Source organism: Ruania albidiflava DSM 18029 (genome assembly GCF_000421225.1).
Lineage (GTDB): Bacteria > Actinomycetota > Actinomycetes > Actinomycetales > Beutenbergiaceae > Ruania > Ruania albidiflava.
The window spans coordinates 471409-495633 of the sequence record NZ_ATWL01000001.1; the positions used below are offsets into that span (position 1 = coordinate 471409).

Consider the following 24225-nt stretch of genomic DNA (forward strand, 5'->3'; position numbering starts at 1 on the left):
TCAGTCTGCGGGGGCGGCCGGGGAGTCCACGTCCACCAGGATCTTGTCGCCGTCGTAGGTCAGCGGGTAGACCGCGACCGGACGGGTGGCGGGCAGGGACAGCGGCTGGCCGCTGACCAGGTCGAACACGCTGCCGTGCAACCAGCACTCCACCGTGTTGCCCTCCACCTCCCCCTCGGAGAGGGAGACCTGCCCGTGCGTGCAGATGTCGTTGATGGCGTGGTACTCACCATCCTCGGCCCGTACGAGAGCGACCTCCACCAACGAGCCGTCGGCGGAGTCGAGCTCGAGCCGCAGGGCCTCCCCGGGTTCCAGGTCGTCGCGGGAGGCAACCAGCTGTGCGGTCACTTCGACGCACCTGGTTCAGCAGCCTCGATCGCGTCGATGACGGCCTGCTCGTCCTCGTTCTCGTCGTAGGCGCCGGTCAGGTGTCCGAGCACAGTGTCCAGCTCGGCGTCGATCGCAGCCAGCAGCCGCTCCTCGACCGAGGCGACGCCGATCTTGGTGATCATCTCGGCGAAGAAGCCGCGCACCACCAACCGCCGGGCGGCGGCTTCCGGGATACCCCGCGAGCGCAGGTAGAACAGCTGCTCGTCGTCGAACCGGCCGGTGGCCGAGGCGTGCCCGGCCCCCTCGATCTCACCGGTCTCGATCTCCAGGTTCGGTACCGAGTCGGCGCGAGCACCGTCGGTGAGCACCAGGTTGCGGTTCAGCTCGTAGGTGTCGGTGCCCTCGGCCTCCTTGCGGATCAGCACGTCACCGATCCACACGATGTGCGCCTCGTCGCCCTGCAGCGCACCCTTGTAGGTGACGCGGGAGATGCAGTTGGGCACGGCGTGGTCCACGAACAACCGGTGCTCCTGGTGCTGGCCCGCATCGGCGAAGTACAGCCCGTCCATCTCCACGTCCCCGCCGGTGGCGGTGAACGCAGACTCCGGGGTGAGCCTCACCACGTCACCACCGAGAGTGACGACCACGTGCCGCAACGTGGCGTCCCGGCCGATGGCGGCCCGGTGGCTGGAGGCGTGCACAGCACCGTCCTCCCAGTCCTGCACGGACACCACTCGCAGGTGTGCGCCGTCCCCGACGTGGATCTCCACGGTCTGGGTGAGCGCGGCCTGGCCACGGTGGTCGAGCACCACGACTGCTTCGGACTGCTCCTCGGCGACGATGCTCACGTGCTGGGCGGCCGGGGTGGAGTCGCTGCCGGTGATCGTCACCAGCGTCTCCTTGCTGGCCGCATGCTGACGCGGGATCGTGACCACGAGCGCCTCGGTGAAGGACTCCCAGGCGATCGCAGCGAGCCGGTCGCCGGGCGCACCCGCGGTACCGAGACGTTCGTCCTCACGGCCGACGTGCTCGACCCGCACCTGCTCATCCGCCTCGACCTGCACCTGCGGTCCGGCACCGGTGAGCACCCCCGACATCAGCGGGGCCAGACGGTTCATCGGGGAGAACCGCCAGTCCTCCTCCCGGCCGGTCGGCGGGGGGAAGTCCGCCAGGGCGAAGGAGGTCGCGCGGTCCCCGCGGGAGGCCTCCGGCACCACGCCGTGGCTGTGCGCGCCGTCGGCGGCCGCCTGGGAGTGGTCCGTGCTCAGTGAGGTGTTCTCAGTTGTGGTGGTCGACATCAGCCGACGGCCCCTTCCATCTGCAGTTCGATGAGCCGGTTGAGCTCAAGTGCGTATTCCATCGGCAGCTCCCGTGCGATCGGCTCCACGAAACCACGCACGATCATCGCCATCGCCTCGCTCTCCTCCAGGCCGCGAGACATCAGGTAGAACAGCTGGGCCTCGCTCACCTTGGAGACGGTGGCCTCGTGACCCATCTCCACGTCGTCCTCACGGACGTCCACGTACGGATAGGTGTCCGACCGGGAGATCTGGTCGACCAGCAGGGCGTCGCACAGCACGTTGGACTTGGAGTGCGCGGCGCCGTCGAGCACCTGCACCAGTCCACGGTAGGAGGATCGCCCACCGCCGCGGGCCACCGACTTGGACACGATCGAGGAGGAGGTGTGCGGGGCCATGTGCACCATCTTCGAGCCGGTGTCCTGGTGCTGGTCAGCACCGGCGAACGCGATGGACAGCGTCTCCCCGCGCGCGTGCTCGCCCATCAGGTACACCGCCGGGTACTTCATCGTCACCTTGGAGCCGATGTTCCCGTCGATCCACTCCATGTTGCCACCCTCGGCGACGGTGGCGCGCTTGGTGACGAGGTTGTAGACGTTGTTGGACCAGTTCTGGATCGTGGTGTACCGCACCCGGGCGTCCTTCTTCACCACGATCTCCACGACGGCGGAGTGCAGCGAGTCCGAGGAGTAGATCGGGGCGGTGCAGCCCTCCACGTAGTGCACGTAGGAACCCTCGTCAGCGATGATCAGCGTCCGCTCGAACTGGCCCATGTTCTCCGTGTTGATCCGGAAGTAGGCCTGCAGCGGGATCTCCACGTGCACACCCGGCGGCACGTACACGAACGACCCACCGGACCACACCGCAGTGTTCAGCGAGGCGAACTTGTTGTCGCCGGCCGGGATCACGGTGCCGAAGTACTCCTCGAAGAACTCCGGGTGCTCACGCAGCGCGGTGTCGGTGTCCAGGAACAGCACACCCTGACGCTCGAGCTCGTCGTTGATCTGGTGGTAGACGACCTCGGACTCGTACTGCGCAGCCACACCGGCCACCAGCCGCTGCTTCTCCGCCTCCGGGATGCCGAGCCGGTCGTAGGTGGTCTTGATCTCCTCGGGCAGGTCGTCCCAGCTCTGTGCCTGCTTCTCCGTGGAGCGCACGAAGTACTTGATGTTGTCGAAGTCGATCCCGGACAGGTCGGCACCCCAGTGCGGCATCGGCTTCTTCTCGAACAGCCGCAGCGCCTTCAGCCGGTTCTTGCGCATCCAGTCGGACTCGTCCTTCAGGTCCGAGATGTTGTTCACCACGTCCGCGGACAAGCCGCGCTGGGCGTTCGCTCCCGCGTCGTCGGCGTCGTGCCAGCCGTAGCCGTAGTTGCCCAGCGACGCGATGGTCTCTTCCTGCGTCATCGGCTCCTGGCCGGTCTGAGTGGTGGGTGTCGTCTCTGTGGTCATCGGGTCGCTCTATTCCTTTCCCCGGGTGGGGATCGTCACCGGGATGTGGGTGGTGCAGACGTGCTCGCCACCGGCGAGGGTGGCCAGACGCTGGACGTGCACGCCGAGCAGGTCGGCGAAGGCTCGGGTCTCTGCCTCGCAGAGCTGGGGGAACTGCGCGGCAACCTGCTGCACCGGGCAGTGCCCTTGGCACAGCTGGACGGCGAATCCGCCCAGCGGCCTGGAGCTTGCAGCGTAGCCGTCCTCGCTGAGGGCATCGGACAGGGCCGCTGCCCGTGCGTGCAGGTCCTCGCCGGCAGCATCGACGCGCGCCTGGTAGCGGCGTCTCATCTCCGTGGCCCGCTCCTCAGCGAAGGCTTCCACCGCCTCCGGACCGACTCGCTCACCGAGCCGCGCCAGGGCTCGGACGGCCATCTCCGCATAGGCGGCGCCCGCCTGCGGGTGGGCAGCGAGAGTGGCGATGTACCGCTTGGCCGGACGGCCACGGCCGCGTGGCACCGCCGCAGACTCCTCGCGCACAGTCACCTGTCCGGTGCGTTCCAGCGCCGCCAGGTGGCGGCGGATCGCTGCGGACGTCAGCTCCAGCTCGTTGGCCAGCTCGGCGGCAGTGACCGGGCCGAGCTCGATGATCAGGCTGCGCACGCGCTCCCGAGTGGTGGCCTCGGCGTCATCGACCGGTACGGACGTCACGCTCTCACCTCCTCACGAACGCGACCGCTGACCAGCGGCCACGAATTACTCAACATTCTCGTTGTCCAAATGAGGATCTGCAAGGAAGGCGACCCTTACAAGTGAGGAACCTCTCACTTCGAGGGCGCCCGCGTGGGCGGCACCCGGCGCCCCCGCCCGGTGCGCAGCCGACTCCCCCGGTGGGGTTTCGCATACCCTGCAGCCGTGACCTTCTGTGTGGAGCTGACCGGCGTGCACAAGGCCTTCGGGGCCACCCGCGCCCTGGACGGGCTTTCCCTGACCGCCGAGCAGGGCCAGATCACCGCCGTGCTGGGACCGAACGGCGCCGGGAAGTCCACCGCGATGGCGATCTGCGAAGGCCTGCACCGTGCCGACTCCGGCACCGTCCGGGTGCTCGGACTGGATCCCGCCACGTCCGCCGCACTGCTGCGCCCCCGGGTCGGGGTGATGATCCAAGACGGCGGCCTGCCGGTGATGGCCCGGGCTGAGGAGCTGCTGCACCACGTGTCCCGGATGTATGCCCGCCCCCGGGACGTCGGCGAGCTGGTGGACACTCTGGGCCTGGCACCGTTCGCACGGACATCGGTGCGGCGCCTGTCCGGCGGGCAGCGACAACGGTTGGCGCTCGCCATCGCGCTCGTGGGGTGCCCGGACCTGGTGTTCTTGGACGAACCCAGCGCCGGTCTGGACCCGCAGGCGCGGCTGGCAGTGTGGGCGATGGTCGAACAGCTGCGCACCGACGGGGTGAGCGTGCTGCTGACCACCCACCTGATGGACGAGGCCGCCCGGCTCGCTGACCACGTGGTGATCATCGATCACGGTCAGGTGATCGCCCAGGGCACTGTCGCTGGGCTCACCGGAGCTACCGGTGACGGCGCAGCCCACCTGGGCAGCAGGCCGCGCCCGGACCGAGGGGCACCCGCGGGTGCCCCGGGAACCATGCACCTGACCGGGACGTTCACACCTGAGGTGATCTCCGCCGTCGAGCACCTCGCCCGGACCCACCAGCTGCAGGTACGCACGGACCCCACGGGCGCGCCACCTGCACCGGAGCGCACCCTGGAGGACGTGTTCCTCGAGCTGACCGGACGGAGCCTGCGATGACCGAGCATGCCGGGGCCAGCCCCTGGGTCGTCCGGGTGCTCTCCCACGCCGGGTTCGAGATGCGCAACCTGCTGCGCAACGGTGAACAGCTGCTGCTCACCGTGATCCTGCCGGCGATCGTGCTGGTGGTGCTGGTGCGCACCGACCTGGTCCGCCTCGACGTCGGCGGGCAGGACCCGGTGCAGGTGGCCGCGCCTGGGGTGCTGGCCCTGGCGATCATGTCCACCGCGTTCACCTCGAACGCGATCGCCACCGGCTTCGACCGGCGAGCCGGGGCGTTGCAGCTGCTGGCCACCACTCCCCTGGGCCGCAGCGGTCTGCTCGGCGGCAAGGTGGTAGGGGTCTTCGCCGTGGAGCTGGTGCAGATCGCACTGCTCGGGACGTTGGCCGTGGCGCTCGGCTGGCGCCCCGCGCTCAGCGGACTCCCAGTCGCCATCGGCGCTGTGCTGCTCGGCACGGCGGCGTTCACCGCACTGGCGTTGCTGATCGCCGGCACGCTCCGGGCCGAGGCAGTGCTCGCCGGGGCGAACCTGCTCTGGCTGCTGCTGGTGGTCGGCGGTGGTGTGGTGTTCCCGGCCAGCGGGGTGCTCACCTCTCTGCCGTCCGCCGCGCTCGGTGACGCGCTGCGGGCGAGCCTCGGTGGGACCGGTGCGGGGACCGGCCTGCTCGAGCTGGTCCTGCTCGCGGTCTGGACGGTGCTGCTCGGTGGCGCGACCGTGCGCTGGTTCCGCTGGCACTGAGCTGGACCGGCCGTCACCGTCCGGCTGCTCCATCGGTGGCGTGCGACCGGACCACGGCCAGGCTCCGCACCGCTGGCGTCCACGTCCTGAGACAGGCGGGACGGTGCTGGCCCGGGTCCACGGTCCTGGGCCAGGATCGTCCCCGGCCCGGACACCCCGGGCAGCGCGACCGGCGGCGTCCGGTCGCGGCAGTCTCGTTGCCACCGACGGCGCGCGGTGGCGACCCACCGACGCGGGCGGTGGCCGCACACCTCAGGAGAACTATGTCTGCACGCACTCCCGCCCTGCTCGCTGTCGCCACCGCAGCCACGCTGGCGATGTCGGCCTGCTCCTCTGCGGACGGCAGCGCCGCGGACCTGGGCAGCGAGTCCCACCCGGTACGGCTGGGGGTGGTGGGCGCCAGCGAACCGTACTGGGACGTCTATGCCGAGGCGGTCGAGGACGCCGGCATCGCCTTGGAGATCGTCGACTTCACCGACTACAACCAACCCAACCCGGCAGTCAGCGAGGGTGAGCTGGACCTGAACCAGTTCCAGCACATCATCTACCTGGCGAACTACAACGTGCAGGCCGGGGACGACCTGGTGCCGATCGGCTCCACCGCGATCTACCCGCTCGGGCTGTACTCCACCCAGTACGAGAGCGTCGAGGACATCCCGGACGGTGCGCAGGTGGCCGTGCCGAACGACACCACCAACCAGGCGCGCGGGCTGCTCGTGCTGCAGTCAGCAGGGTTGATCACGCTCGAGGGAGGTGGCAGCCCATCCTCCACCGTCGAGGATGTCCTGTCCGAGGAGTCCCGGGTGGAGGTGCTCGCGCTGGATGCGGCAGTGACCGCCACCTCGCTGCCGGACGTGGCCGCGGCGATCATCAACAACGACTTCATCACCGACGCCGGGCTCACCGAGGAGGACGCGATCGCTCAGGACGACCCGTCCGACCCGTCCGCGTTCCCCTACATCAACATCTTCGCGACCACCGCGGAGAACGCCGACAACGAGCTGTTGGCCGAGCTGGTGGAGATCTACCAGACCACGACCGCTGTGACCGACGGGGTGGTCGAGGCCTCCGGCGGCACCGCGGTGCTCACCCAGACCCCGGTCGAGGACCTGGTCGCCAGCCTGGCCGAGGTCCAGTCCGACCTCGAGGTGGAGTAGGTGCCGCACGTCCGGCTGGATGAGGTCACCAAGGTTTTCCGCCCGCGCAGCCGCCGAGACTCGCCGGTGACCGCTGTGGACCGGGTGTCCCTGGACATCGAGCGCGGTGAAGTGTTCGCGGTGATCGGCTACTCCGGTGCCGGCAAGTCCACCCTGGTACGGCTGATCAACGGTCTGGAACCGGTCACCTCCGGCGTGGTGGAGATCGATGGTGTACCGATCAGCGCGCTGCCGGCCCGGGCGCTGCGCCGTCAGCAGCAGGGCATCGGGATGATCTTCCAGCGGTTCCACCTGCTCCGCTCCCGCACCGTGGCCAAGAACGTGGCCTACCCGTTGGAGGTGGTCGGCACCCCGCGGGCAGAGCGGGAGGCCCGGGTGGCCGAGCTGCTGGAGTTCGTCGGCCTGGCGCAGAAGGCCGCCGCTTACCCAGAACAGCTCTCCGGCGGTCAGCAGCAACGGGTCGGTATCGCCCGGGCGCTGGCCGCCAAGCCCTCCCTGCTGCTCGCCGACGAGGCCACCAGCGCACTGGACCCGGAGACCACCGCGGAGGTGCTCGACCTGCTCGGCCGGGTGAACCGGGAGCTGGGCGTGACGGTGGTGGTGATCACCCACGAGATGGAGGTGGTCGCTCAGGTCGCTGACCGGGTCGCAGTGATGGATGCGGGACGGGTGGTCGAGCACGGCAGCACGTATGAGGTGTTCACCGCCCCGCAGACCCCCACTGCGCAGCGGTTCGTGCGCACTGTGGTGCGTGCGCTGCCCGAGGGTGAGGAGCTGGCGGCACTGCGCGCTGCGCACGAGGGCCGGTTCTTCACCATCTCGTTCAGCGACGCGGGCGCGTCCGAGGCGCGTGTGTTCGGCGCCCTGGCTCGCGCCGGAGTGGACTTCAACCTGGTGCATGGTGGTGTGGACGACATCCGCGGCCGGGTCTACGGGCTGCTGACCATCGCGGTACGTGGACCGGAGGAGGCCGTAGCCGCCGCGTTGGCGCAGGTCGGCCCGGGCGTGCAGATCACGGAGACTGGTCGATGAGCGAGTTGCTCGAGATCGCCCCAGAGCTGGCGGTCCAGACCGGGATCATGCTGCAGATCGTTGGTCTGGGCATGCTCATCGGTGGTGCCGGCGGTCTGGTGGTCGGCACCGGGCTGTATGTCACCCGCCACGGCGGCATCCTCGCCCAGCCGGTGCTGTTCTGGCTGCTGAACCTCGTGGTGAACACGTTCCGCCCGATCCCGTTCATCATCTTCATGGCTGCGATCCAGCCGTTGGCGCGGCTGGTGGTCGGCACCGGGATCGGCAATCCCGCGGCGATCTTCGCCATCTCGTTGGCGGCAACCTTCGGGATCGCCCGGATCGTGGAGCAGAACCTGGTCTCGGTGGACCCCGGAGTGATCGAGGCGGCACGGGCGATGGGCGCTGGCCCGTGGCGGATCATCCGCACCGTGGTGCTCCCGGAGGCGCTCGGTCCCCTGGTGCTCGGCTACACCTTCGCCGTGATCGCCGTGGTGGACATGTCTGCTGTCGCCGGGCTGCTCGGCGGTACCGGACTGGGCAACTATGCGATCACCTACGGGTACCGGCAGTTCGACGATCTGATCACCTGGTCGGCACTCGTGGTGATCGTGGTCATCGTACAGCTGGTGCAGCTGCTCGGGAACGTGCTGGCACGTCGTGTGCTGCGCCGCTGAGCGGATACCGTAGAGGGGTGTCCGCACTGACCTACACCCGCCTCACCGGCCGCGTGATCGTGGCCAACCTGGTCGTCCAGATCCTCATCATCGCCACCGGTGGTGCCGTGCGGCTGACCGGTTCCGGGCTCGGCTGCTCCAGCTGGCCGAACTGCGCCCCGGGGCAGTTCACCCCGACGCTGCACGGCGAGTCCTCGTTCCACCCCTATGTGGAGTGGGGGAACCGGATGATGGGCGCGGTGGTGGTGGTCGTGGCGCTCGCGGTGGCGCTGCTGGTGTTCTTCGCCCAGCATCGCAGCGTGCGCCCTGCCCCCTCGATCCGGCTGCTCTGGCTGGCGACCGTGCCGCTGCTGCTGTCGCTGGTGCAGGCGGTGCTCGGCGGGCTGACCGTGGTGCTGGACCTGCACCCGGCACTGGTGGGCTCGCACTTCCTGTTCTCGGCCGCGTTGGTGTGGTTGTCCACCTGGCTGGTGATCGACTGGTACCGGCCCGGGCAGGCTCGCCTCGCGGTCCCCGCCCGGCTGCGCACGGTCGGCTGGCTGCTGGCTGCAGTGGCCGCTGTGGTGGTGGTGCTCGGCATGGTGGTCACCGGCTCCGGTCCGCACTCCGGGGACGACGAGGTCGGTTACCGGTTTGCTGTGGACCCGGTGCTGGTCGCCAGAGCGCACGCCGGTGCGGTGTGGGTGTTCGTGGCGTTGCTGGCGGTGCTGCTGGTGCTCGCCTTCCATGCCTCGCACGACGGCGCGGTCCGGCTGTCGGTGGTCCGTCGCCGGGCCTTGGTGCTGCTGGGGGTCACGCTCGCGCAGGGCGCGATCGGGTACGTGCAGTACTTCACCGGGCTGCCCGAGCTGCTGGTGGGGATCCACATGGTCGGGGCAGCGGTGCTGCTGGTGGCCACCGCCTGGACGGTGGCTGGGATGTCCGAGCGGGCCTCGCGGGCGGAGCTGGCGGCAGCCGAACCCACAGTGCCGGTGACCGTGCAGCACTGAGACCGCGCACCGGCGCCGGGCCCGCCGGGGTAGGCCACCGGGTCTGCTGGGGCGATAGCTCCTACGCGGGGGCGACACCAGGGAGCACGACCTGGCGGGCCAGGTATCGCCTGGATCGTTTCAGCGCCGGGGTGGGTGCTGTGCTGGGTCAGCGTGGGAGGGGGTCGGGTGCGTCCGCGGCACGCAGCGGCTGCCAGCCGGCGCAGCGGGCGGCGTGGGCTGCGAGGATGCCTGCCACGGCCGAGGGGTTGTGGATCTGCCCGGCCAGCACTGCTGCGTGCGCCTCGTCCAGGTCCACCCAGGACAGCGGCATCTCGAGCTCTTCGGCCTCGCGGGCGAACCGGTCGGCCTCCGGTACCGCGGTCAGGTCCCGGGCGAGGAAGATGCGGATGCGTTCGTCGCTGCCACCCGGGGTGGTGCAGAAGTCCACCAGGGTGTGCCAGGTGGCCGCGTGCAGGTCTGCTTCTTCGGCGAGCTCCCGCTGGGCGGCTGCGAGCAACGGTTCTCCGGGCACGTCCAGCAGCCCGGCCGGAACCTCCCACAGGTAGGCGCGCACCGGGTGCCGGTACTGGCGCACCAGCGCCACTCGGCCGGCGTCGTCCAGAGCGACAACGGCGACCGCTCCGGGATGGGCCAGGAACTCGCGGTACACCTCTCCCCCGGCACCCAGGTCGACCCGCTCACCGACCAGGTCGAACACCTTGCCGTGGTGCAGCACCTCCCGGTCAGCGACCGGCAGGTCGGCCCGCTGGTCCTGCACCGCTTCCTGCCCGGCACCGGTCTCAGCCACGCGGGGTCGGCTCCACCTCGAGCAGACGGGTCTCCCGTTGCCGTTCCAGGGCCGCAGTGACCAGCCCGACGAACAGCGGGTGCGCGCGGGTCGGGCGGGACTTGAACTCCGGGTGCGCCTGGGTCGCCACGTAGTAGGGGTGCTTGTCCCGGTCCAGCTCCACGAACTCCACCAGCGAGGAGTCCGGGGACCTGCCGGAGATCTGCAGGCCGGCCGCTGCGAGCACGTCCCGGTAGGAGTTGTTCACCTCGTAACGGTGCCGGTGCCGTTCTACGACGCGTTCGCTGCCGTATGCCTCGGCGACCAGCGAGCCGGGCTCGAGCACTGCCTCGTAGGCACCCAGGCGCATCGTACCGCCCAGGTCGCCGGCGCCCTCGACGATGCTCAGCTGTTCCTCCATGGTCGCCACCACCGGGTCGGCCGACTCTGGGTCGAACTCGGTGGACGAGGCTGCGGGCAGGCCGAGCACGTTCCGGGCGTACTCGATGACCATGCACTGCAGCCCCAGGCACAGGCCGAGCGTGGGCACCTGGTGCTCCCGGGCCCAGCGCAGCGCATCGAGCTTGCCGTCGATGCCGCGGATGCCGAACCCGCCGGGGACGAGCACTCCGTCCACGCCGGTCAGCGCCTTGCGGGCGCCGTCCTCGCCCACGCAGTCGTCGGCCGCCACCCAGCGGATCTTCACCCGGGTGTTGATGTGGAAGCCGCCGGCACGGACCGCCTCGGTCACCGACAGGTACGCATCGGGCAGGTCGATGTACTTGCCGACCAGCGCCACCTCCACCTCGTCGACCGGGTGGTGCACCCGCTCCAGCAGGGTGTGCCAGGTCTGCCAGTCCACATCCCGGAACGGGATGGCCAGGCGGCGGATCACATAGGCGTCCAGACCTTCGCTGTGCAGCACCTTCGGGATGTCGTAGATGCTCGGGGCGTCCACACAGGTGATGACCGCCTCCCGGTCCACGTCGCACATCGCGGCGATCTTCGCCTTCACCGGGTCGGGGATGTCCCGGTCGGCGCGGCAGACGATCGCGTCGGGCTGGATACCGATGCTGCGCAGGGCGGCCACCGAGTGCTGGGTCGGTTTGGTCTTCAGCTCACCGCTGGGGGCGAGGTAGGGCACCAAAGAGACGTGCACGAAGAACACGTTGTCCCGACCGACGTCCTGGCGCACCTGACGGGCTGCCTCGAGGAACGGCTGGGACTCGATGTCGCCGACCGTGCCGCCGATCTCGGTGATGATCACGTCCGGGCGCGGTCCGGGGCCGGAGGCCTGGGCGCGCATCCGCCGCTTGATCTCGTCGGTGATGTGCGGGATGACCTGCACGGTGTCGCCCAGGTATTCTCCCCGCCGTTCCTTGGCGATCACCTCGGAGTAGACCTGTCCGGTGGTCACGTTCGCGCCGGCGTCCAGGTCCACGTCGAGGAACCGTTCGTAGTGGCCGATGTCCAGGTCGGTCTCGGCGCCGTCGTCTGTGACGAACACCTCACCGTGCTGGAACGGGTTCATCGTGCCCGGGTCCACGTTCAGGTACGGGTCCAGCTTCTGCATGGTCACCCGCAGACCTCGTGCGCGGAGCAGGTGGCCCAGACTGGAGGCGGTCAACCCCTTGCCGAGCGAGGATGCGACCCCACCGGTGACGAAGATGTGCCGTGGAACGCTGACGAGTTGCCCGGAGTGCCGGTCCGAAGAGATCACCACGGGCTTCTACGCTATCACCCTGGCGTAGATCCCGAGGGTCTGTCGCAGCGCGTCGGCCAACGTCGGTAGCTCACCGGCGCGGCGTCGCCCGGCCCGGCGCAGCTCGTCGGCGAGGTCGGTGTCGCGGAGCACAGCGGTGATCTGGGTGGTGAGCGCGTCCGGGTCCGCATAGGGCACCAGCCGAGCTGCGTCGCCGGTGACCTCGCCGGTGCCGCCGACGTCGGTGGCCACCACCGGTACCCCGGCGGCCAGCGCCTCCTGCAGGTTGATCGGTTGCCCCTCCCAGGCGCTGGTGGACACGAGCACGTCCGCGCTGGCGAGCAGGTCGGGTACGTCGTTGCGGCGACCGAGCAGGATCACCGGGAGGTTCTCCCCGAGCACCTGGTCGGCCAGCTCGTCCAGCAGCGGCCCGCCCCCGGCAACCAGCCAGCGCGCCTCGGGCACCCGGTCGGCGAGCAGTGCGGCGCTGTCGGCGAGCAGGCCGAGCCCCTTCTGCGGGGCCAGGCGTGCCACGGTGAGCACCAACCGGTGCTCCATGGTGAGGCCGAGCGCACGGCGGGCGGGGCCGTGCAGGGGTGTGCCAGGCACAGTCTTCGGTGCCGGCACCAGGGCACGCTCGGCGAGTCTGGCGCCGTGCCCCTCGGCCCAGGCGACCAGGTCGGAGCTCACCCCCAGGACAGCGTCTGCCCGGGCTGCGATGGCACGGAGCAACCCGCCGGCGATGGTGCGCACCCCGCCGGAACCCACCGGCGCGTTGTGCAGGGTGACGACCAGACCGGTGCGGGCCAGCGCGGGGGTGCTCAGTGCGAGCGCTGCCAGCGCACCAGCACGCAGCCCGTGCGCGTGCACCACGTCCGCCCCCCGAGCCACAGTGCGGATCCGGGCGAGGTTGCGGGCGTCGGACACCTGCGGTCGGTCCGTGATCGGGACGGGCACGACGCGCACCCCGGCCCCGGGGTCGGAGATCACGTCGGCGGGTCCGGCCAGGATCACGCGGTGGTCGCCGGCCAGTGCGGCGGCCAGAGACCGCACGTGGCCGCGGATACCGCCGGTGGTGCTCCCGGTGAGCTGCACGATGCGTAGGTCAGGCACGGGTCCTCCTCAAGGTGCTCAGGATGCCACGGTCGGCCAGCAGCACTGCACCGGCCACGCCCGCTGCTGCGAGGATGGCTCCGAGCGCACCGGCCAGCACTGCGGCCAGCAGCGAGTGACCGGCCAGGTCGAGCACCACGGTGGTCGCCCACCGGCCGGCGCAGGCGCCGAGGCCGGCACCGACCAGGCCCACGGTGCTGGTGCGCAACGTGCCCAGACGTACCGACCCCGGCAGGGCGCGCGCGAGCGCGAGGAGCAGCCCGGCACCGGCTGCGGTCATCCCGATCGTATGTGCCAGACCGAGGGCGCCGAGGGTGGCTGCCTGGCGTCCACCGTCGGGCGCGACCAGGTGCACCCCGACCACGGCGCTGACGGTGACCACCAACCAGCCGAGACCGGTGGCTGCCACCGCGGAGCGCTGCCGGTCCAGGGAGAACAGGGCGCGGGACAGGTGGAAGATCAGGGCCAGGCCGATCACCCCGGGTGCCATCAGCGTCAGTGCGGTCGTCATCCCCGTGGTGTCGTTCCGCTGGGAGAAGACCGCCTCGGCCGCCGGGGCCACTGCGACCAGTGCGCCGGCACCGAGGAAGGACACCGCAATCACGGCCCGGGTGGAGCTCTGCGCGGTGCGGGCGAACAGGTCCCGGTGCCCGCCGGAGGCGAGCTCGGCGAGCTTCGGGAACACGGCCGTGGCCAGCGGCAGCGCAAGCACAGCGTAGGGCAGCAGGTAGACCGCCTGGGTCCACTGGAAGATGTTGATCGTGCCCTCTGCGCCACCGGCTCGGGAGAGCCACACCACCACGAGCACCGATACCTGCTGGGCGACCAGGGTGCCCAGGCCGGCGAGCGCGAGCGCACCGGCCCGGCGAGCCACACCCGGTGGGAACCGGAGCGCCGGTCGCAGCCGGACGCCGCAGCGCCACACCGGGATGAGCATCGGCAGGGACATCACCGCTACCCCGGCGGTGGTGCCCCAGGCGAGCCAGGCCAGCGCAGCGTCGGAGAGTCCTTCGGGACTGTTCTGCATACCGGCGGCGAGCCGGCCGAAGACCAGGTAGGACACGATCACCACTGTGGTGGAGGCGATCGGGGCGAGCGCCGGGGCGAGGAACCGGCGGTGTGCCTGGAGCACACCGGTGAGCACCACACCGATGCCGTACAGCACCACCTGCGGGGCGAAGACGATGAGGAAGTAGGTGGTCAGCTCCACCTGCGCGGCCGGGTCACCGCCGGCCGACTGCGGCAGCACGTGGGCGATCGGGCGGGCGAGCAGGGTGACCGCCACGGCGAACGGCAGCAGGGCGAGCACCGCCCAGGTGAGCAACGCTGAGGAGGTGCGGTTGACGTCGTCGGCGGCCTTCCGGGCGATCGGGGCAGCGAGCAACGGCACGACTGCCCCGGCCAGCGCACCGCCGGCGACCACCTCGTAGAGCACGTTCGGGATCGTGTTGGCCGTGGCGTAGGCGTTCCCCACTGCACCTGCCTGGACCGTGGCTGCCTGCACCAGCCACCGGCCGAACCCGAGCACGCGGGAGACGATGGTCAGCACGGCGATCATCGTCGCCGCGCCCGCCACACCGGTGATCACACGGCGGGTGCTCACAGCCGGCGACCCCAGGTGTCGACAGCGCGGAGCACCGGGACGCGCTCGATCACCGCGGAGAAGCTCACCTTCTCGCTGGCCATGATCAGGGCGACCACACCGGCGAGCGCACCGGTGCGCACTCTGGCGCTGGGCAGCAGCGCCAGAGCCGTGCCGGCCAGGGCACCGAGGGCGTTGGCACCGGTGTCACCGAGCATCGTGCGTTCACCGAGGTCGTCGGTCCAGGCAGCGGCGAGGACTCCGCAGGTGCCGGCGGCCGTCCGACCGGCCGGTCCGGCGCTGAGCAGCACCGGGGCGGTCAGTGCACCGGTGACCTTCAGCGCCCGGCCGGGGCGTAGGTCGAACAGGTTGACGAGGTTGGCAGTACCTGCGATCAGCGCACCGGAGCAGAGCACGTCGAGGCTGCGGCGTGCCGGGGCGCCGGGGCGGCTGGTCTGGCGGTCCAGCAGCGCGGCGGCCGCCACCGACAGTGCGGGGATGCCCAGCAGCTTGAGCGCACCGGTGGTCACCTCCCCGCGGCTGAGGGCGCGCAGGTGGCCGCGCAGCCCGCGCGCGGCCCCGGGGTCCGGGGTGAGGTCGTCGACCAGGCCGAGCAGGCCGGCACCGGCGGTGGCGAGCGCACCGGCCGCACTGGCCCGCCCGGTGCCCCCTGCCACTGCGGCGACGACCGTGGCTCCCGTCGCGGCTGCCAGCCCGCCGCTCAGGCTCACGGTACGGCCACGGTAGTTGGTGCGCTGCCACCGACCGTGGTCGGGCTGGCTGGTGCGCTCTGGCTCGGGGCGTTGGCCCGCCCGGGACCGCCACAGCTGCAGCACCATGGCGGTGGCTGCGGCACCGCTCAGCGCCGCAACCGCTCGCCTCACCCTTGCTCCTCGATCGGCCCGGGTGCGAAGGCTTGCGGGTCCGGCGCGGACAGCTGCTCCTCTGCGGGGATCACCGCATCGGCGCCCTCGGCCACACCGAAGTGGCCCCCGTCTCCGACGGTGGCGGCAGCGATCGCAAGGGGGATCGTGACCTGCCCGGTGATCGAACCCACGCTGTCGACGCTGGTGACCGTGTCGGCAGCATCGTCGTCCGCACGCAGCGCGGTCAGCAGCGAGCCTTGTCCTTCGGCGGCCCCGGCAAGCACGGACGCCTCGCCGGTGGGGCTCATCCCGGTGGCGATGGTGATGAACGCCGCGTTCAGCTCCTCCAGGTGCGCCAGCTCCTCCTCGGTGGGTGCCTCCAGCTGTGCCGGCGGCCCGAGGATCACGGTGGCGTAGGCCGGGCCGCTGAGCGTGGAGTCCTCGGTGATCAGCTCGCTGGTGCGCAGCAGCTCCAGCATCTGGGTCGCCTCAGCGGAGCTGTTCGCGGTCTGCTCGGGGTCGCGTAGGGTGAGCGCCTGGCCGAGGGCCTGGGCAAGGACCAGGTCCGGCGGTGCGTCGGCGTCGGGGGCCGGGTTCATCGACGGCACCAGGTTCTGTGCGATCCCGGAGCGGAAGGTGGACTGGGAGCTGTCCACCCAGGTGTCGGTGATGGTCACGGTACCGACCACGGTGGCCTCGGCCTGCTCCAGCCGGGCGGCCACTGCTTCGGTGACGTCCTCGTCCGCTCCGGGAAGCTCCACGAGCGCCACCGACCGGTCGGTCAGGGTGCCGGTGAGTAGGCGGGGAGCGGCCTCGGTGATGAAGGTGCGGCGCTCCTGCGAGGCACGCTGGGCGGCGTCCAGCTCGACACGCAGTGTCTCCTTCTCGCTGCGCAGCTGGTCGACCTGTCCGGTGAGCTCGTCAGCGATGGAGTCACGCAGCGGGCCGGCACCGAGCACGATGCCCACGGCCAGCGCCAGGAACACCGAGATCAGCGAGACGATGTGGTAGCGAAAGTCGATCACGTAGGGAGGATCTTTCTTGAGCCGGGGGCCTTAGAACAGCCCGGTGAACAGGTCGCCGAACCAGGACCAGAGGTCGTCGAAGCGGGCGAGCAGCAGCCCGAGGAAGGTCTGCCCGGCGCTGGTTGCGGCGAGGGCTGCGACCAGCGCCGACACACCGGCGAGGATCAGGACGCTCACCTGCCAGTTGGAGATGCGGTGCCGATACAGCCGGGAGACGCCCTTGGCATCGATGAGCTTGCCGCCGACCCGCAGCCGGGTGAGGAAGGTGCTGGCCATCCCGGCCCGGCCCTTGTCCAGGAACTCCACGAGTGTCTCGTGCGTGCCGACGGCCACGATCAGCGAGGCACCCTTCTCGTCGGCGAGCAGCATGGCGATGTCCTCGCTGGTACCGGTGGCGGGGAAGACCACGTGCTCCACACCGAGGTCCTGCACCCGGTTCAGGCCGGGCGCGGTGCCGTCTCGGTAGGCGTGCACCACGATCTCGGCACCTGAGGTCAGTGCCTTGTCCGAGACGGAGTCCATGTCGCCGACGATCATGTCCGGGCGTAGGCCCTCGTCCAGGATGGCGTCGGCACCGCCGTCCACCCCGACCAGCAGCGGCCGGTACTCGCGGACGTACGGGCGCAGCATCGCCAGGTCTTCCTTGTAGGAGTAGCCGCGGACCACGATGAGGACCTGCCGGCCCTCGAACGCAGTGGTCACCTCGGGCACGCCGACGCCGTCGAGGAGCAGCTCGCGTTCGCGGCGCATGTAGTCCATGGTGTTGGCTGCGAACGCCTCGAGCTGGACGGACAGGCCGGCACGCGCCTCCTCCATCGCCGTGGCGACCAGCTCGTCGGTCTGCCGGGTGCCCTCGGCGACGAGGGTGCCGTCAGCGGCGTAGACCTGGTTCTCCTCGACCCGTACCCGGCTTCCCTCGGTGAGGGTCATCACGTCGGCACCGAGGTCGTCGATGAGCGGGATGTCGGCGGCGAGCAGGATCTCCGGGCCCATGTTCGGGTACCGGCCGGAGATGGAGGCTGCGGCGTTCAGCACGGCTGCCGGACGGCAGGCGACCAGGGCCTCGGCCGAGACGCGGTCGATGTCCAGGTGGTCGATCACGGCGACCTCGCCGGCACCGAGCCGCTTCGTCAGTGACTTGGTGCGGCGGTCCACACGCGCCACAGCGAGGGCCTCGGCGGAGGCGTCCTCGTCGTGGGAGCGGCCACGCAGCAGAGAGATCATGCCTCCCATGCTCCCACGCCGGGACGAGCCAGGAGCTCTGCGGCATGCTGTCGGGCGGTGGTCGAGCCCGGGTCACCGGAGAGCATCCGGGCCAGCTCGGCCTCCCGGTCCTCGCCCGTGACGGCGCACACGTCGCTGGCGGTGACGGCCTCCCCCTGGTCGCTGGTCGTCTTGGTGACGACCAGGTGCCGGTCGGCGAAGGCCGCCACCTGGGGCAGGTGGGTGACCACGATCACCTGGGTGTGCCGCGCCAGCTCGGCGAGCCGGCTGCCCACCTCGACGGCGGCACGGCCGCCGACTCCCGCGTCCACCTCGTCGAACACGAACGTGGGCAGCGGGGCGTCCTCGGTGTCGGCCTGCCGACGGGCGAGCGCCACCTCCAGGGCGAGCATCACCCGGGAGAGCTCACCACCGGAGGCGCCCTTGCCGAGCGGGCGGGCGGGGGCCCCGGAATGGGCGCTGAGCAGCAGCTGGACGTCCTCCCCGCCGAACGGGCCGAGCTCGGGCAGGGGGCTGGTCTGGACCACCAGGGATGCCCCGGGCATGGCCAGTCCGGTCAGCTCGGCACCGGTGGCCTCGGCCATCGCCGCTCCGGCTGCTGCCCGCCCTGCGGAGAGCGTCGCGGCAAGGGCGCGCTCGGTCTCCTGCAGCTCGGCGACCCGGGCGATGAGGGCGTCCCGCCCGGCACCTGGGGCGGTGAGCTCGCTGATCCGGGCACGCGCCCGGGTGGCGAAGTCGAGCAGGTGCTCGAGCGTGTCGCCGTCGGTGTGGGTGCGGATCAGGTCGGTGATCGCGGCGCGGCGTTCGTGCACCTGCTCCAGGCGGGCCGGGTCGGCCTCGAGTCCGGCGAGGTAGGAGCCCAGCTCGGTGAGCAGGTCGGAAAGCTGGTAGCTGATGCCGTCCAGCCGGTGGGTCCACTCGACCAGGGCCTCGTCGTGCTCCGCTGCGGCCGCGAGGGTGCGGCGTGCCTGGTCGACCAGGGCGAGCGCTGCCTCCGGGGCGGCCGGGTCCTCCACCCCGCCGATCGCCTCGTGCGCAGCGCCTGCGGCCAGGCGGAGGTCTTCGACGTTGCCGAGCCGCTCGGCCTCGGCGCGCAGGTCGGCGTCCTCCCCGGCGCTCGGGTCGAGGGCGTCGATGGCTTCGATGGCGCGGGTGAGGCGGGCCAGCTCCTCCTCCCGGTCGCGGGAGTCGGCGTCCCAGGCGTCTAGCTCGGCCTCGGCGGACCGGCGGGCGGCGTACACATCGGTGTACTGCGCCAGGGTGGCCAGGTGGTCCGGCCCGGCGTACTGGTCCAGGGCTCGGCGCTGCTGGGCGGGTGAGCGCAGCCGCAGCTGGTCGCTCTGCCCGTGCACGGTGATCAGGTCCGCACCGACCTCGGCGAGCAGGCCCTGCGGGACGGACCGACCCCCCAGGTGTGCCCGAGAACGCCCCTGGGCGGCGACGGTACGGGCCACCAGCAGCGCGCCGTCGTCGAGCATCGCACCGGCCTCGGCAGCAACGGTGAGCGCGGGATGGCCCGGGGGCGGGACGAACCGACCCTCGACCGTGGCGCGGTCCCGGCCGGGTCGCACCGCCTCCGGGTCGGCCTTGCCGCCGAGCAGCAGGGACAGTCCGGTGAGCACCATCGTCTTCCCGGCACCGGTCTCGCCGGTGATCACGGTCAGGCCGGGGTCGAGCTCGATCAGCGCCGAAGAGATGACACCGAGGTCGCTGATCGCGATCTCTTCGATCATGGCGTGTCCTTCGCACCGCGCCAACCGGCCACAGGCAGGTTGAACTTGCCCACCAGCCGGTCGGTGAACGGACTGAGGTTGAACCGGGCCAGGCGCACCGGTGCGCTGCCGCGGACCACGTCGATGCGGGCCCCGGGGGCAGCGTCCAGACGGCGGCGGCCGTCGCACCAGAGCACCGCGGGGGTGAAGCTGCGGCTGAGGACCTCCACAGTCATCCGGGAGTCCGGACCGACCACCAGCGGCCGGGCGAACAGGGAGTGGGCGCTGATCGGCACCAGCAGCATGGCCGAGACGTCCGGCCAGACCACCGGCCCGCCGCCGGAGAAGGCGTAGGCGGTGGATCCGGTCGGGGTGGCCATCACCACTCCGTCGCAGCCGAACGTGGACAGGCCACGGTCGTCGATCCCGATCGCGACCTCGATCATCCGTTCCCGGTCCACCTTCTCCACGCTGACCTCGTTGATCGCCCAACCGTGGGTGGGGTCACCGTCCGGTGGGGTGAGCGTGAGGTCGAGTGTCATCCGTTCCTCGACCTGGTAGTCGCGCTCGGCGGCGCGGGCGACCACGTGCGCGACCCGGTCCACCTCCGACTCGGCGAGGAACCCGACGTGACCGAGGTTGATGCCGACCAGCGGGGTGCCGCGGCCACGGACCAGCTCGGCGGCGCGCAGGATGGTGCCATCACCACCGAGGACGATGACCAGCTCGATGTCGCCACCGTCGATCTCGTCCTCACCGATCGGGGTCATCGAGTGCCGGCGTAGCTCGGTGGCGACCAGCTCAGCAGTGTGCGCGGCCGCCGGCCGGCCCGGGTGGGTGAGCACCAGCACACGTCGGGTCATGACCGGACCTCCGCCGCCGGGCCGGCGGGGCCCGTGGCGATCGCGTCGGTGATCATCTGGTCGAGCTCCTCCTCGCTCGGGGTGGCATCGCGGTGCAGGTGCACAAAATACTCGACGTTGCCGCTCGGGCCCGGCAGCGGGCTGGCCACCACGGACCGCAGCCCGCGGCCGAGGCTGGTAGCAGCACTGACGACGGTGCGTACCGCCTCGGCGTGCAGGGCGATGTCCCGGACCACTCCCCCGGCGCCGAGGCGGTCCCTGCCGACCTCGAACTGCGGTTTGACCATGAGCAGCAGGTCGGCGTCCTCGGCGGCGGCACCGACCAGGGCGGGCAGCACCAGGGTCAGGGAGATGAAGGACAGGTCACCGACGACCAGCTCCGGTGGTGGTGCCACGGCCGCGGGGTCGAGGGTGCGGACGTTGGTGCGGTCCAGCACGGTCACCCGCTGGTCGGTCTGCAGCGGCCAGGCGAGCTGGCCGTAGCCGACGTCGACGGCGACCACGTGGGCCGCGCCGCGCCGCAGCAGCACATCGGTGAACCCGCCGGTGGAGGCTCCGGCATCGAGGGCCCGGCGTCCGGTGACCGCTGGGGCGGCGGTGCCCAGGGCGTCCAGGGCGCCGGCGAGCTTGTGCCCTCCGCGGGAGACGTAGTCCTGGCTGCCCTGCGGCGGGTCGAGGACGCGCAGCGCCTGGGCAGGGTCGACCTGGGTGGCGGGTTTGCTGGCAGCGCTGCCGTCCAGGAGGACGCGCTGCTGGGCGATCAGCGCTGCGGCGTGCTGGCGGGAGCGGGCCAACCCGCGGCGCACGAGCTCAGCGTCCAGGCGTGCTCGGCGCGCCATCAGTCCTCCGCTTGAGCGAGCTGGTCCTGCAGGGTGGCCAGGACGTGCTCGAAGGCAGCCACGTGCTCGGGCAGGGGACGGTCAGCCAGCCCTTCCACGGCTGCTACTGCGGAGTCGATCTGCTCACCTGCGTCCATGGTGGCTCCTCCCGCCGGTCCGATGCTGTCGGTGCTCACGCTACCTGGCCGGTGGCGTGCTCAGTCGGAGGCTACGACCACTGTGCCCCCGGGGGCAGGCAACACTGTGGACACGCCCGCTTCGTCGCTGGCTGCCCAGGCGGCGGCACAGGCGGCGCGGAGCTCGTCCAGGGTCAGCTCGGCACCGGCGTCGAGGTCGATCTCGCTGTCGCCGCGGCGCACCAGCACCGTCTGGTCCTGCACCTGGGCGACGGCGTCACGGCAGGTCCACCGCCCGCCCTCACCTCGTTGTGGGGCTGGGTGGGCCACCTTCAGGGCCCGTAGGTCGGTGCCCAGGTAGCTGGGGCGCTCGGCGCGGCGGGCGCGCAGCAGCTCGGCAGGGCCGTCCACACCGGTGAGCACGTGCAGGCCCGGGTAGCCGGCAGCGCGTGCACCAGCGAGGTCGGTGTCCAGCCGGTCGCCGACGACGATCGGGTGGCGCGCACCTGCGCGGGAGGCGGCCTGCTGGAAGATCTCTGGCTGCGGCTTTCCGGCAGCGCGCGGCTGGACGCCGGTGGCGTGCACGACGGCAGCGACGAGGGAGCCGTTGCCGAGGGCCAGCCCGCGGTCGGTGGGCAACGTGGAGTCGAGGTTGGTGGCCACATGGCTGGCGCCGGCGAGGATGGCGTAGGTGGCCTCGGCCAGGTCGGTCCAGGACAGGCTCTTCTCCAGCCCTTGGACCACGACGGTGGGTTCATCGTCGGCCGTGTCCACGAGCGTGAGTCCTTCTGCACGCAGCGCCTGGCGCAGCCCTTCTCCGCCGATGGCCAGCACCCGGGTGTCCTGGTCAGCGCTCTCGGCCACCATCCGGGCGGCGGCCTGGGCTGCGGTGGTGACCTCTTCGGGCCCGGTGGGCATGCCGAGGTCGGTCAGGTGCCGGGCGACGACATCTGGTGTGCGGGAGGCGTTGTTGGTCACGAACATCATCAGCATCCCGCCCTCACGGGCCTCGGCGAGAGCTGTGGGGGCGTGCGGAACGGCATGGTCGCCGCGGTAGACCACACCGTCCAGGTCCAAGAGTGCGACGTCGAAGCTCACCTGGAGTGGTTCGTCGCAGCCGCGGAGCGCACTGTCAGACATCGGTGCTGTCGTCCTCTCGTGGGTCTGCTGCTCGCTGTGGGTCTGCTGTGCTGGACGCGGTGGGGCTGTCCGGGTGCTCACCTGCGGTCGCCGGTTCGCGGTGCGCCAGCTCCTCTGGATGCAGGACTGCGAAGACGACCTCGTCCTCTTCCGGTTCCGGTGGCGGGATCGTCGCTTCGAGTGCTTCGGCCTCCTCGGTCCGTCCTGCCGCCTGCAACGCGGTGACACGCGCCTGGGCGACCCGGATCCGCATCTCTTCGTCGGCGACGTCGAGCACCAGAGGCTGGTCCAGCAGGAGGAGGGCCGCGTCGGGTTGTCCCAGGTCGAGCCGCGCACCACTGGCCACCAGCGCGAGCTCTACCCGGTCGGTGGTGGTCATGTCCTTGCTCGGTGGTGCAGCGGCCAGGTCGAGCGCCCGTTCCGGACGGCCCAGTCCCCGTTCGCAGTCGGCCTCGATCGCCCGGAGTGCGTCCAGCCCGCTGAGCCGACGTACGGTGCGGATCTCTCGCAGCGCCTCTGCGTACCGACCGGTGGCGTACGCGGTCAGCGCCACGGCTTCGCGCACGACGTCGACTCGACCGGCACGTCGTAGGGCGGAGTGGGCGTGCTGGTAGGCGAGCTCGGGGTCCTCCTCGACGAGCAGCCCGGCCATCACCAGGTGCCGGCCGACGCGTTCGGCGCTCTCCTTGCTCAGCGTCCGCAGACGCTGGCGCGCCTGGCGGTCCAGCTGGGCGAACGTGACGTCTTCGTAGATCGGTGGGTCAGTGGGACGGTCGGCCTGTGGTGGGCGGGACTCCCCGCGGGGCAGCGGGCGCCGATGGCCGCCTTCGCCTGCAGCCCGATCCGGCCCGCGCCCGCTGTCCTGCTGGCGTCGATCGTTCCATCCGCGGTCCGAGCGCCGGCCCTGCCTTCCCGGGCGGCCGCGGTCGTCACCGCCTCGGCGGTTCTCATGACGTCGCTGGCTGCCCTCACGTCCCGGCCGACCCGGAGCGTCTCCCTCCCGGCGTCTCTGGTCGGCACCACCGGAGCGCCCCGGCCGTCGTGGCCGACCGGGGGCACCGCGTCCTGGGTAGCGGTCCCGGGATCGTGGAGACTTCTCGGCGTCTCGTTCGTCGCTGTTCTCAGCCTCGCCGGCCATCACAATCCCTCTCCGCTGTTCAACTACGGGACAAGACTACCCGCGACAGCTGAAGCAGAGCCGGCCAGCGCTCCGAGTGTGCCCGTTGCCACACTCGGGAGTCGGGAGCCGGCGGGTTAACGCAGTCAAGCCACCCTGGTGGGGGTGGCTTGACTGGGATGTGTGGTCCGGCGGTGTCCTACTCTCCCACGACCTCGCGGTCGCAGTACCATCGGCGCTGAGGGGCTTAGCTTCCGGGTTCGGGATGGGACCGGGCGTTTCCCGCCTCGCTATGACCGCCGTAACTTTATGGAGATATCAAACCCCGGCCCCCGGGTCTGCCCCCCGGGGAATGTGTGGGGGGTGGGGGGTGGTGGTTGCCGGTATCTCGGGAACCGCACAGTGGACGCGCACGGGTTTGGTTTCATTCCCCCCACAAAAGAAGGGGGGGGTGTGGTTAAGTCTTCGGCGTATTAGTACCGGTCAGCTGGACACATTGCTGTGCTTCCACATCCGGCCTATCAACCCAGTGTTCTAGCTGGGAGCCTCTCGAGGCACAAGGTCCTCTAGGAAATCTCATCTTGAAGCAGGCTTCCCGCTTAGATGCTTTCAGCGGTTATCCCTTCCCAACGTAGCTAACCAGCCGTGCTCCTGGCGGAACAACTGGCACACCAGAGGTTGGTCCGTCCCGGTCCTCTCGTACTAGGGAC

23 protein-coding genes and 2 rRNA genes are annotated in these 24225 nt (G+C 70.8%); 6 read left to right on the plus strand and 19 right to left on the minus strand.

Annotated elements, in window-relative coordinates:
- The 4 genes from K338_RS0102165 to K338_RS0102180 are packed head-to-tail and all read right to left on the minus strand — an operon-like array spanning position 1 to position 3769.
- Positions 1 to 348, minus strand: coding sequence for a non-heme iron oxygenase ferredoxin subunit (locus K338_RS0102165; protein WP_022916547.1), 348 nt, complete (start codon positions 346 to 348; stop codon positions 1 to 3).
- Entirely contained in the window at positions 345 to 1628 is a 1284-nt protein-coding gene (sufD, locus tag K338_RS19955) for a Fe-S cluster assembly protein SufD (protein ID WP_022916548.1), read from the minus strand. Before sufD ends, K338_RS0102165 begins: the two co-directional genes overlap by 4 nt.
- A complete protein-coding gene (gene sufB, locus K338_RS0102175) occupies positions 1628 to 3079 on the minus strand; it encodes a Fe-S cluster assembly protein SufB (protein WP_022916549.1) in 1452 nt (483 codons plus the stop codon). The genes sufD and sufB overlap by 1 nt, the downstream gene beginning before the upstream one ends.
- A gap of 9 nt (positions 3080 to 3088) precedes the next feature.
- A complete protein-coding gene (locus K338_RS0102180; RefSeq protein WP_022916550.1) occupies positions 3089 to 3769 on the minus strand; it encodes a helix-turn-helix transcriptional regulator in 681 nt (226 codons plus the stop codon).
- A 204-nt stretch (positions 3770 to 3973) separates the two neighbouring features.
- On the opposite strand from K338_RS0102180, the gene K338_RS0102185 reads away from it, so the two are divergent.
- The 6 genes from K338_RS0102185 to K338_RS19960 all read left to right on the plus strand — a co-directional run bounded on the left by K338_RS0102185 (position 3974) and on the right by K338_RS19960 (position 9447).
- On the plus strand, positions 3974 to 4873 hold the full coding sequence (locus tag K338_RS0102185; protein WP_022916551.1) for an ABC transporter ATP-binding protein: 900 nt from the start codon (positions 3974 to 3976) through the stop codon (positions 4871 to 4873).
- Positions 4870 to 5613 (plus strand): ABC transporter permease, encoded by a 744-nt coding sequence (locus K338_RS0102190; RefSeq protein WP_022916552.1) that lies wholly within the window; start codon positions 4870 to 4872, stop codon positions 5611 to 5613. Before K338_RS0102185 ends, K338_RS0102190 begins: the two co-directional genes overlap by 4 nt.
- A 263-nt stretch (positions 5614 to 5876) precedes the next feature.
- Entirely contained in the window at positions 5877 to 6770 is an 894-nt protein-coding gene (locus K338_RS0102195) for a MetQ/NlpA family ABC transporter substrate-binding protein (RefSeq protein WP_022916553.1), read from the plus strand.
- Entirely contained in the window at positions 6771 to 7802 is a 1032-nt protein-coding gene (locus K338_RS0102200) for a methionine ABC transporter ATP-binding protein (protein ID WP_022916554.1), read from the plus strand.
- Positions 7799 to 8458: a methionine ABC transporter permease gene (locus K338_RS0102205; protein WP_022916555.1), complete on the plus strand. Its 660-nt coding sequence runs from the start codon at positions 7799 to 7801 to the stop codon at positions 8456 to 8458. Before K338_RS0102200 ends, K338_RS0102205 begins: the two co-directional genes overlap by 4 nt.
- A gap of 17 nt (positions 8459 to 8475) precedes the next feature.
- Complete coding sequence (locus K338_RS19960) at positions 8476 to 9447, plus strand: COX15/CtaA family protein (protein ID WP_022916556.1); 972 nt, start codon at positions 8476 to 8478, stop codon at positions 9445 to 9447.
- A gap of 148 nt (positions 9448 to 9595) precedes the next feature.
- Here the strand turns inward: K338_RS19960 and K338_RS0102215 are convergent, their stop codons facing one another.
- From K338_RS0102215 to K338_RS0102285, 15 genes are all read right to left on the minus strand, one after another.
- Positions 9596 to 10237: an NUDIX domain-containing protein gene (locus K338_RS0102215; protein ID WP_022916557.1), complete on the minus strand. Its 642-nt coding sequence runs from the start codon at positions 10235 to 10237 to the stop codon at positions 9596 to 9598.
- Positions 10230 to 11939 (minus strand): CTP synthase, encoded by a 1710-nt coding sequence (locus K338_RS0102220; protein WP_022916558.1) that lies wholly within the window; start codon positions 11937 to 11939, stop codon positions 10230 to 10232. Before K338_RS0102220 ends, K338_RS0102215 begins: the two co-directional genes overlap by 8 nt.
- A 6-nt stretch (positions 11940 to 11945) precedes the next feature.
- Positions 11946 to 13031, minus strand: coding sequence for a glycosyltransferase family 4 protein (locus K338_RS0102225; RefSeq protein ID WP_022916559.1), 1086 nt, complete (start codon positions 13029 to 13031; stop codon positions 11946 to 11948).
- The gene (gene murJ / locus K338_RS19965; protein ID WP_040652531.1) at positions 13024 to 14634 is read right to left on the minus strand and encodes a murein biosynthesis integral membrane protein MurJ; all 1611 of its coding nucleotides are present in this window, start codon (positions 14632 to 14634) and stop codon (positions 13024 to 13026) included. Before murJ ends, K338_RS0102225 begins: the two co-directional genes overlap by 8 nt.
- Positions 14631 to 15497: a hypothetical protein gene (locus K338_RS19970; RefSeq protein WP_245542872.1), complete on the minus strand. Its 867-nt coding sequence runs from the start codon at positions 15495 to 15497 to the stop codon at positions 14631 to 14633. Before K338_RS19970 ends, murJ begins: the two co-directional genes overlap by 4 nt.
- The gene (locus tag K338_RS0102240) at positions 15494 to 16504 is read right to left on the minus strand and encodes a copper transporter (RefSeq protein ID WP_022916560.1); all 1011 of its coding nucleotides are present in this window, start codon (positions 16502 to 16504) and stop codon (positions 15494 to 15496) included. Before K338_RS0102240 ends, K338_RS19970 begins: the two co-directional genes overlap by 4 nt.
- A 30-nt stretch (positions 16505 to 16534) precedes the next feature.
- Positions 16535 to 17728: a putative cytokinetic ring protein SteA gene (steA, locus tag K338_RS19975; protein ID WP_022916561.1), complete on the minus strand. Its 1194-nt coding sequence runs from the start codon at positions 17726 to 17728 to the stop codon at positions 16535 to 16537.
- The gene (gene recN / locus K338_RS0102250) at positions 17725 to 19461 is read right to left on the minus strand and encodes a DNA repair protein RecN (RefSeq protein WP_022916562.1); all 1737 of its coding nucleotides are present in this window, start codon (positions 19459 to 19461) and stop codon (positions 17725 to 17727) included. The genes steA and recN overlap by 4 nt, the downstream gene beginning before the upstream one ends.
- Positions 19458 to 20303, minus strand: coding sequence for an NAD kinase (locus K338_RS19980; protein ID WP_022916563.1), 846 nt, complete (start codon positions 20301 to 20303; stop codon positions 19458 to 19460). Before K338_RS19980 ends, recN begins: the two co-directional genes overlap by 4 nt.
- Positions 20300 to 21142: a TlyA family RNA methyltransferase gene (locus K338_RS0102260; protein WP_022916564.1), complete on the minus strand. Its 843-nt coding sequence runs from the start codon at positions 21140 to 21142 to the stop codon at positions 20300 to 20302. The genes K338_RS19980 and K338_RS0102260 overlap by 4 nt, the downstream gene beginning before the upstream one ends.
- Positions 21142 to 21279: a hypothetical protein gene (locus tag K338_RS25795; protein ID WP_022916565.1), complete on the minus strand. Its 138-nt coding sequence runs from the start codon at positions 21277 to 21279 to the stop codon at positions 21142 to 21144. The genes K338_RS0102260 and K338_RS25795 overlap by 1 nt, the downstream gene beginning before the upstream one ends.
- 60 nt (positions 21280 to 21339) lie before the next feature.
- On the minus strand, positions 21340 to 22398 hold the full coding sequence (locus tag K338_RS19985; protein WP_022916566.1) for an HAD-IIA family hydrolase: 1059 nt from the start codon (positions 22396 to 22398) through the stop codon (positions 21340 to 21342).
- A complete protein-coding gene (locus tag K338_RS25410) occupies positions 22391 to 23536 on the minus strand; it encodes a hypothetical protein (protein WP_022916567.1) in 1146 nt (381 codons plus the stop codon). The genes K338_RS19985 and K338_RS25410 overlap by 8 nt, the downstream gene beginning before the upstream one ends.
- A gap of 165 nt (positions 23537 to 23701) precedes the next feature.
- Positions 23702 to 23819, minus strand: a 5S ribosomal RNA gene (rrf, locus tag K338_RS0102280).
- A gap of 149 nt (positions 23820 to 23968) precedes the next feature.
- Positions 23969 to 24225 (minus strand): 23S ribosomal RNA (locus K338_RS0102285); the annotation flags it as partial.

Excerpts from the sequence above, each read along its gene's own strand:
- K338_RS25795 (WP_022916565.1), bottom strand. The coding sequence starts at position 21,279 with ATGGACGCAGGTGAGCAGATCGACTCCGCAGTAGCAGCCGTGGAAGGG.
- K338_RS0102190 (WP_022916552.1), top strand. The coding sequence starts at position 4,870 with ATGACCGAGCATGCCGGGGCCAGCCCCTGGGTCGTCCGGGTGCTCTCC.
- sufB (WP_022916549.1), bottom strand. The coding sequence starts at position 3,079 with ATGACCACAGAGACGACACCCACCACTCAGACCGGCCAGGAGCCGATG.
- sufD (WP_022916548.1), bottom strand. The coding sequence starts at position 1,628 with ATGTCGACCACCACAACTGAGAACACCTCACTGAGCACGGACCACTCC.
- K338_RS0102260 (WP_022916564.1), bottom strand. The coding sequence starts at position 21,142 with ATGGCGCGCCGAGCACGCCTGGACGCTGAGCTCGTGCGCCGCGGGTTG.
- K338_RS19985 (WP_022916566.1), bottom strand. The coding sequence starts at position 22,398 with ATGTCTGACAGTGCGCTCCGCGGCTGCGACGAACCACTCCAGGTGAGC.
- K338_RS19980 (WP_022916563.1), bottom strand. The coding sequence starts at position 20,303 with ATGACCCGACGTGTGCTGGTGCTCACCCACCCGGGCCGGCCGGCGGCC.
- steA (WP_022916561.1), bottom strand. The coding sequence starts at position 17,728 with ATGATCTCTCTGCTGCGTGGCCGCTCCCACGACGAGGACGCCTCCGCC.
- K338_RS0102195 (WP_022916553.1), top strand. The coding sequence starts at position 5,877 with ATGTCTGCACGCACTCCCGCCCTGCTCGCTGTCGCCACCGCAGCCACG.
- K338_RS0102205 (WP_022916555.1), top strand. The coding sequence starts at position 7,799 with ATGAGCGAGTTGCTCGAGATCGCCCCAGAGCTGGCGGTCCAGACCGGG.
- K338_RS25410 (WP_022916567.1), bottom strand. The coding sequence starts at position 23,536 with ATGGCCGGCGAGGCTGAGAACAGCGACGAACGAGACGCCGAGAAGTCT.
- recN (WP_022916562.1), bottom strand. The coding sequence starts at position 19,461 with ATGATCGAAGAGATCGCGATCAGCGACCTCGGTGTCATCTCTTCGGCG.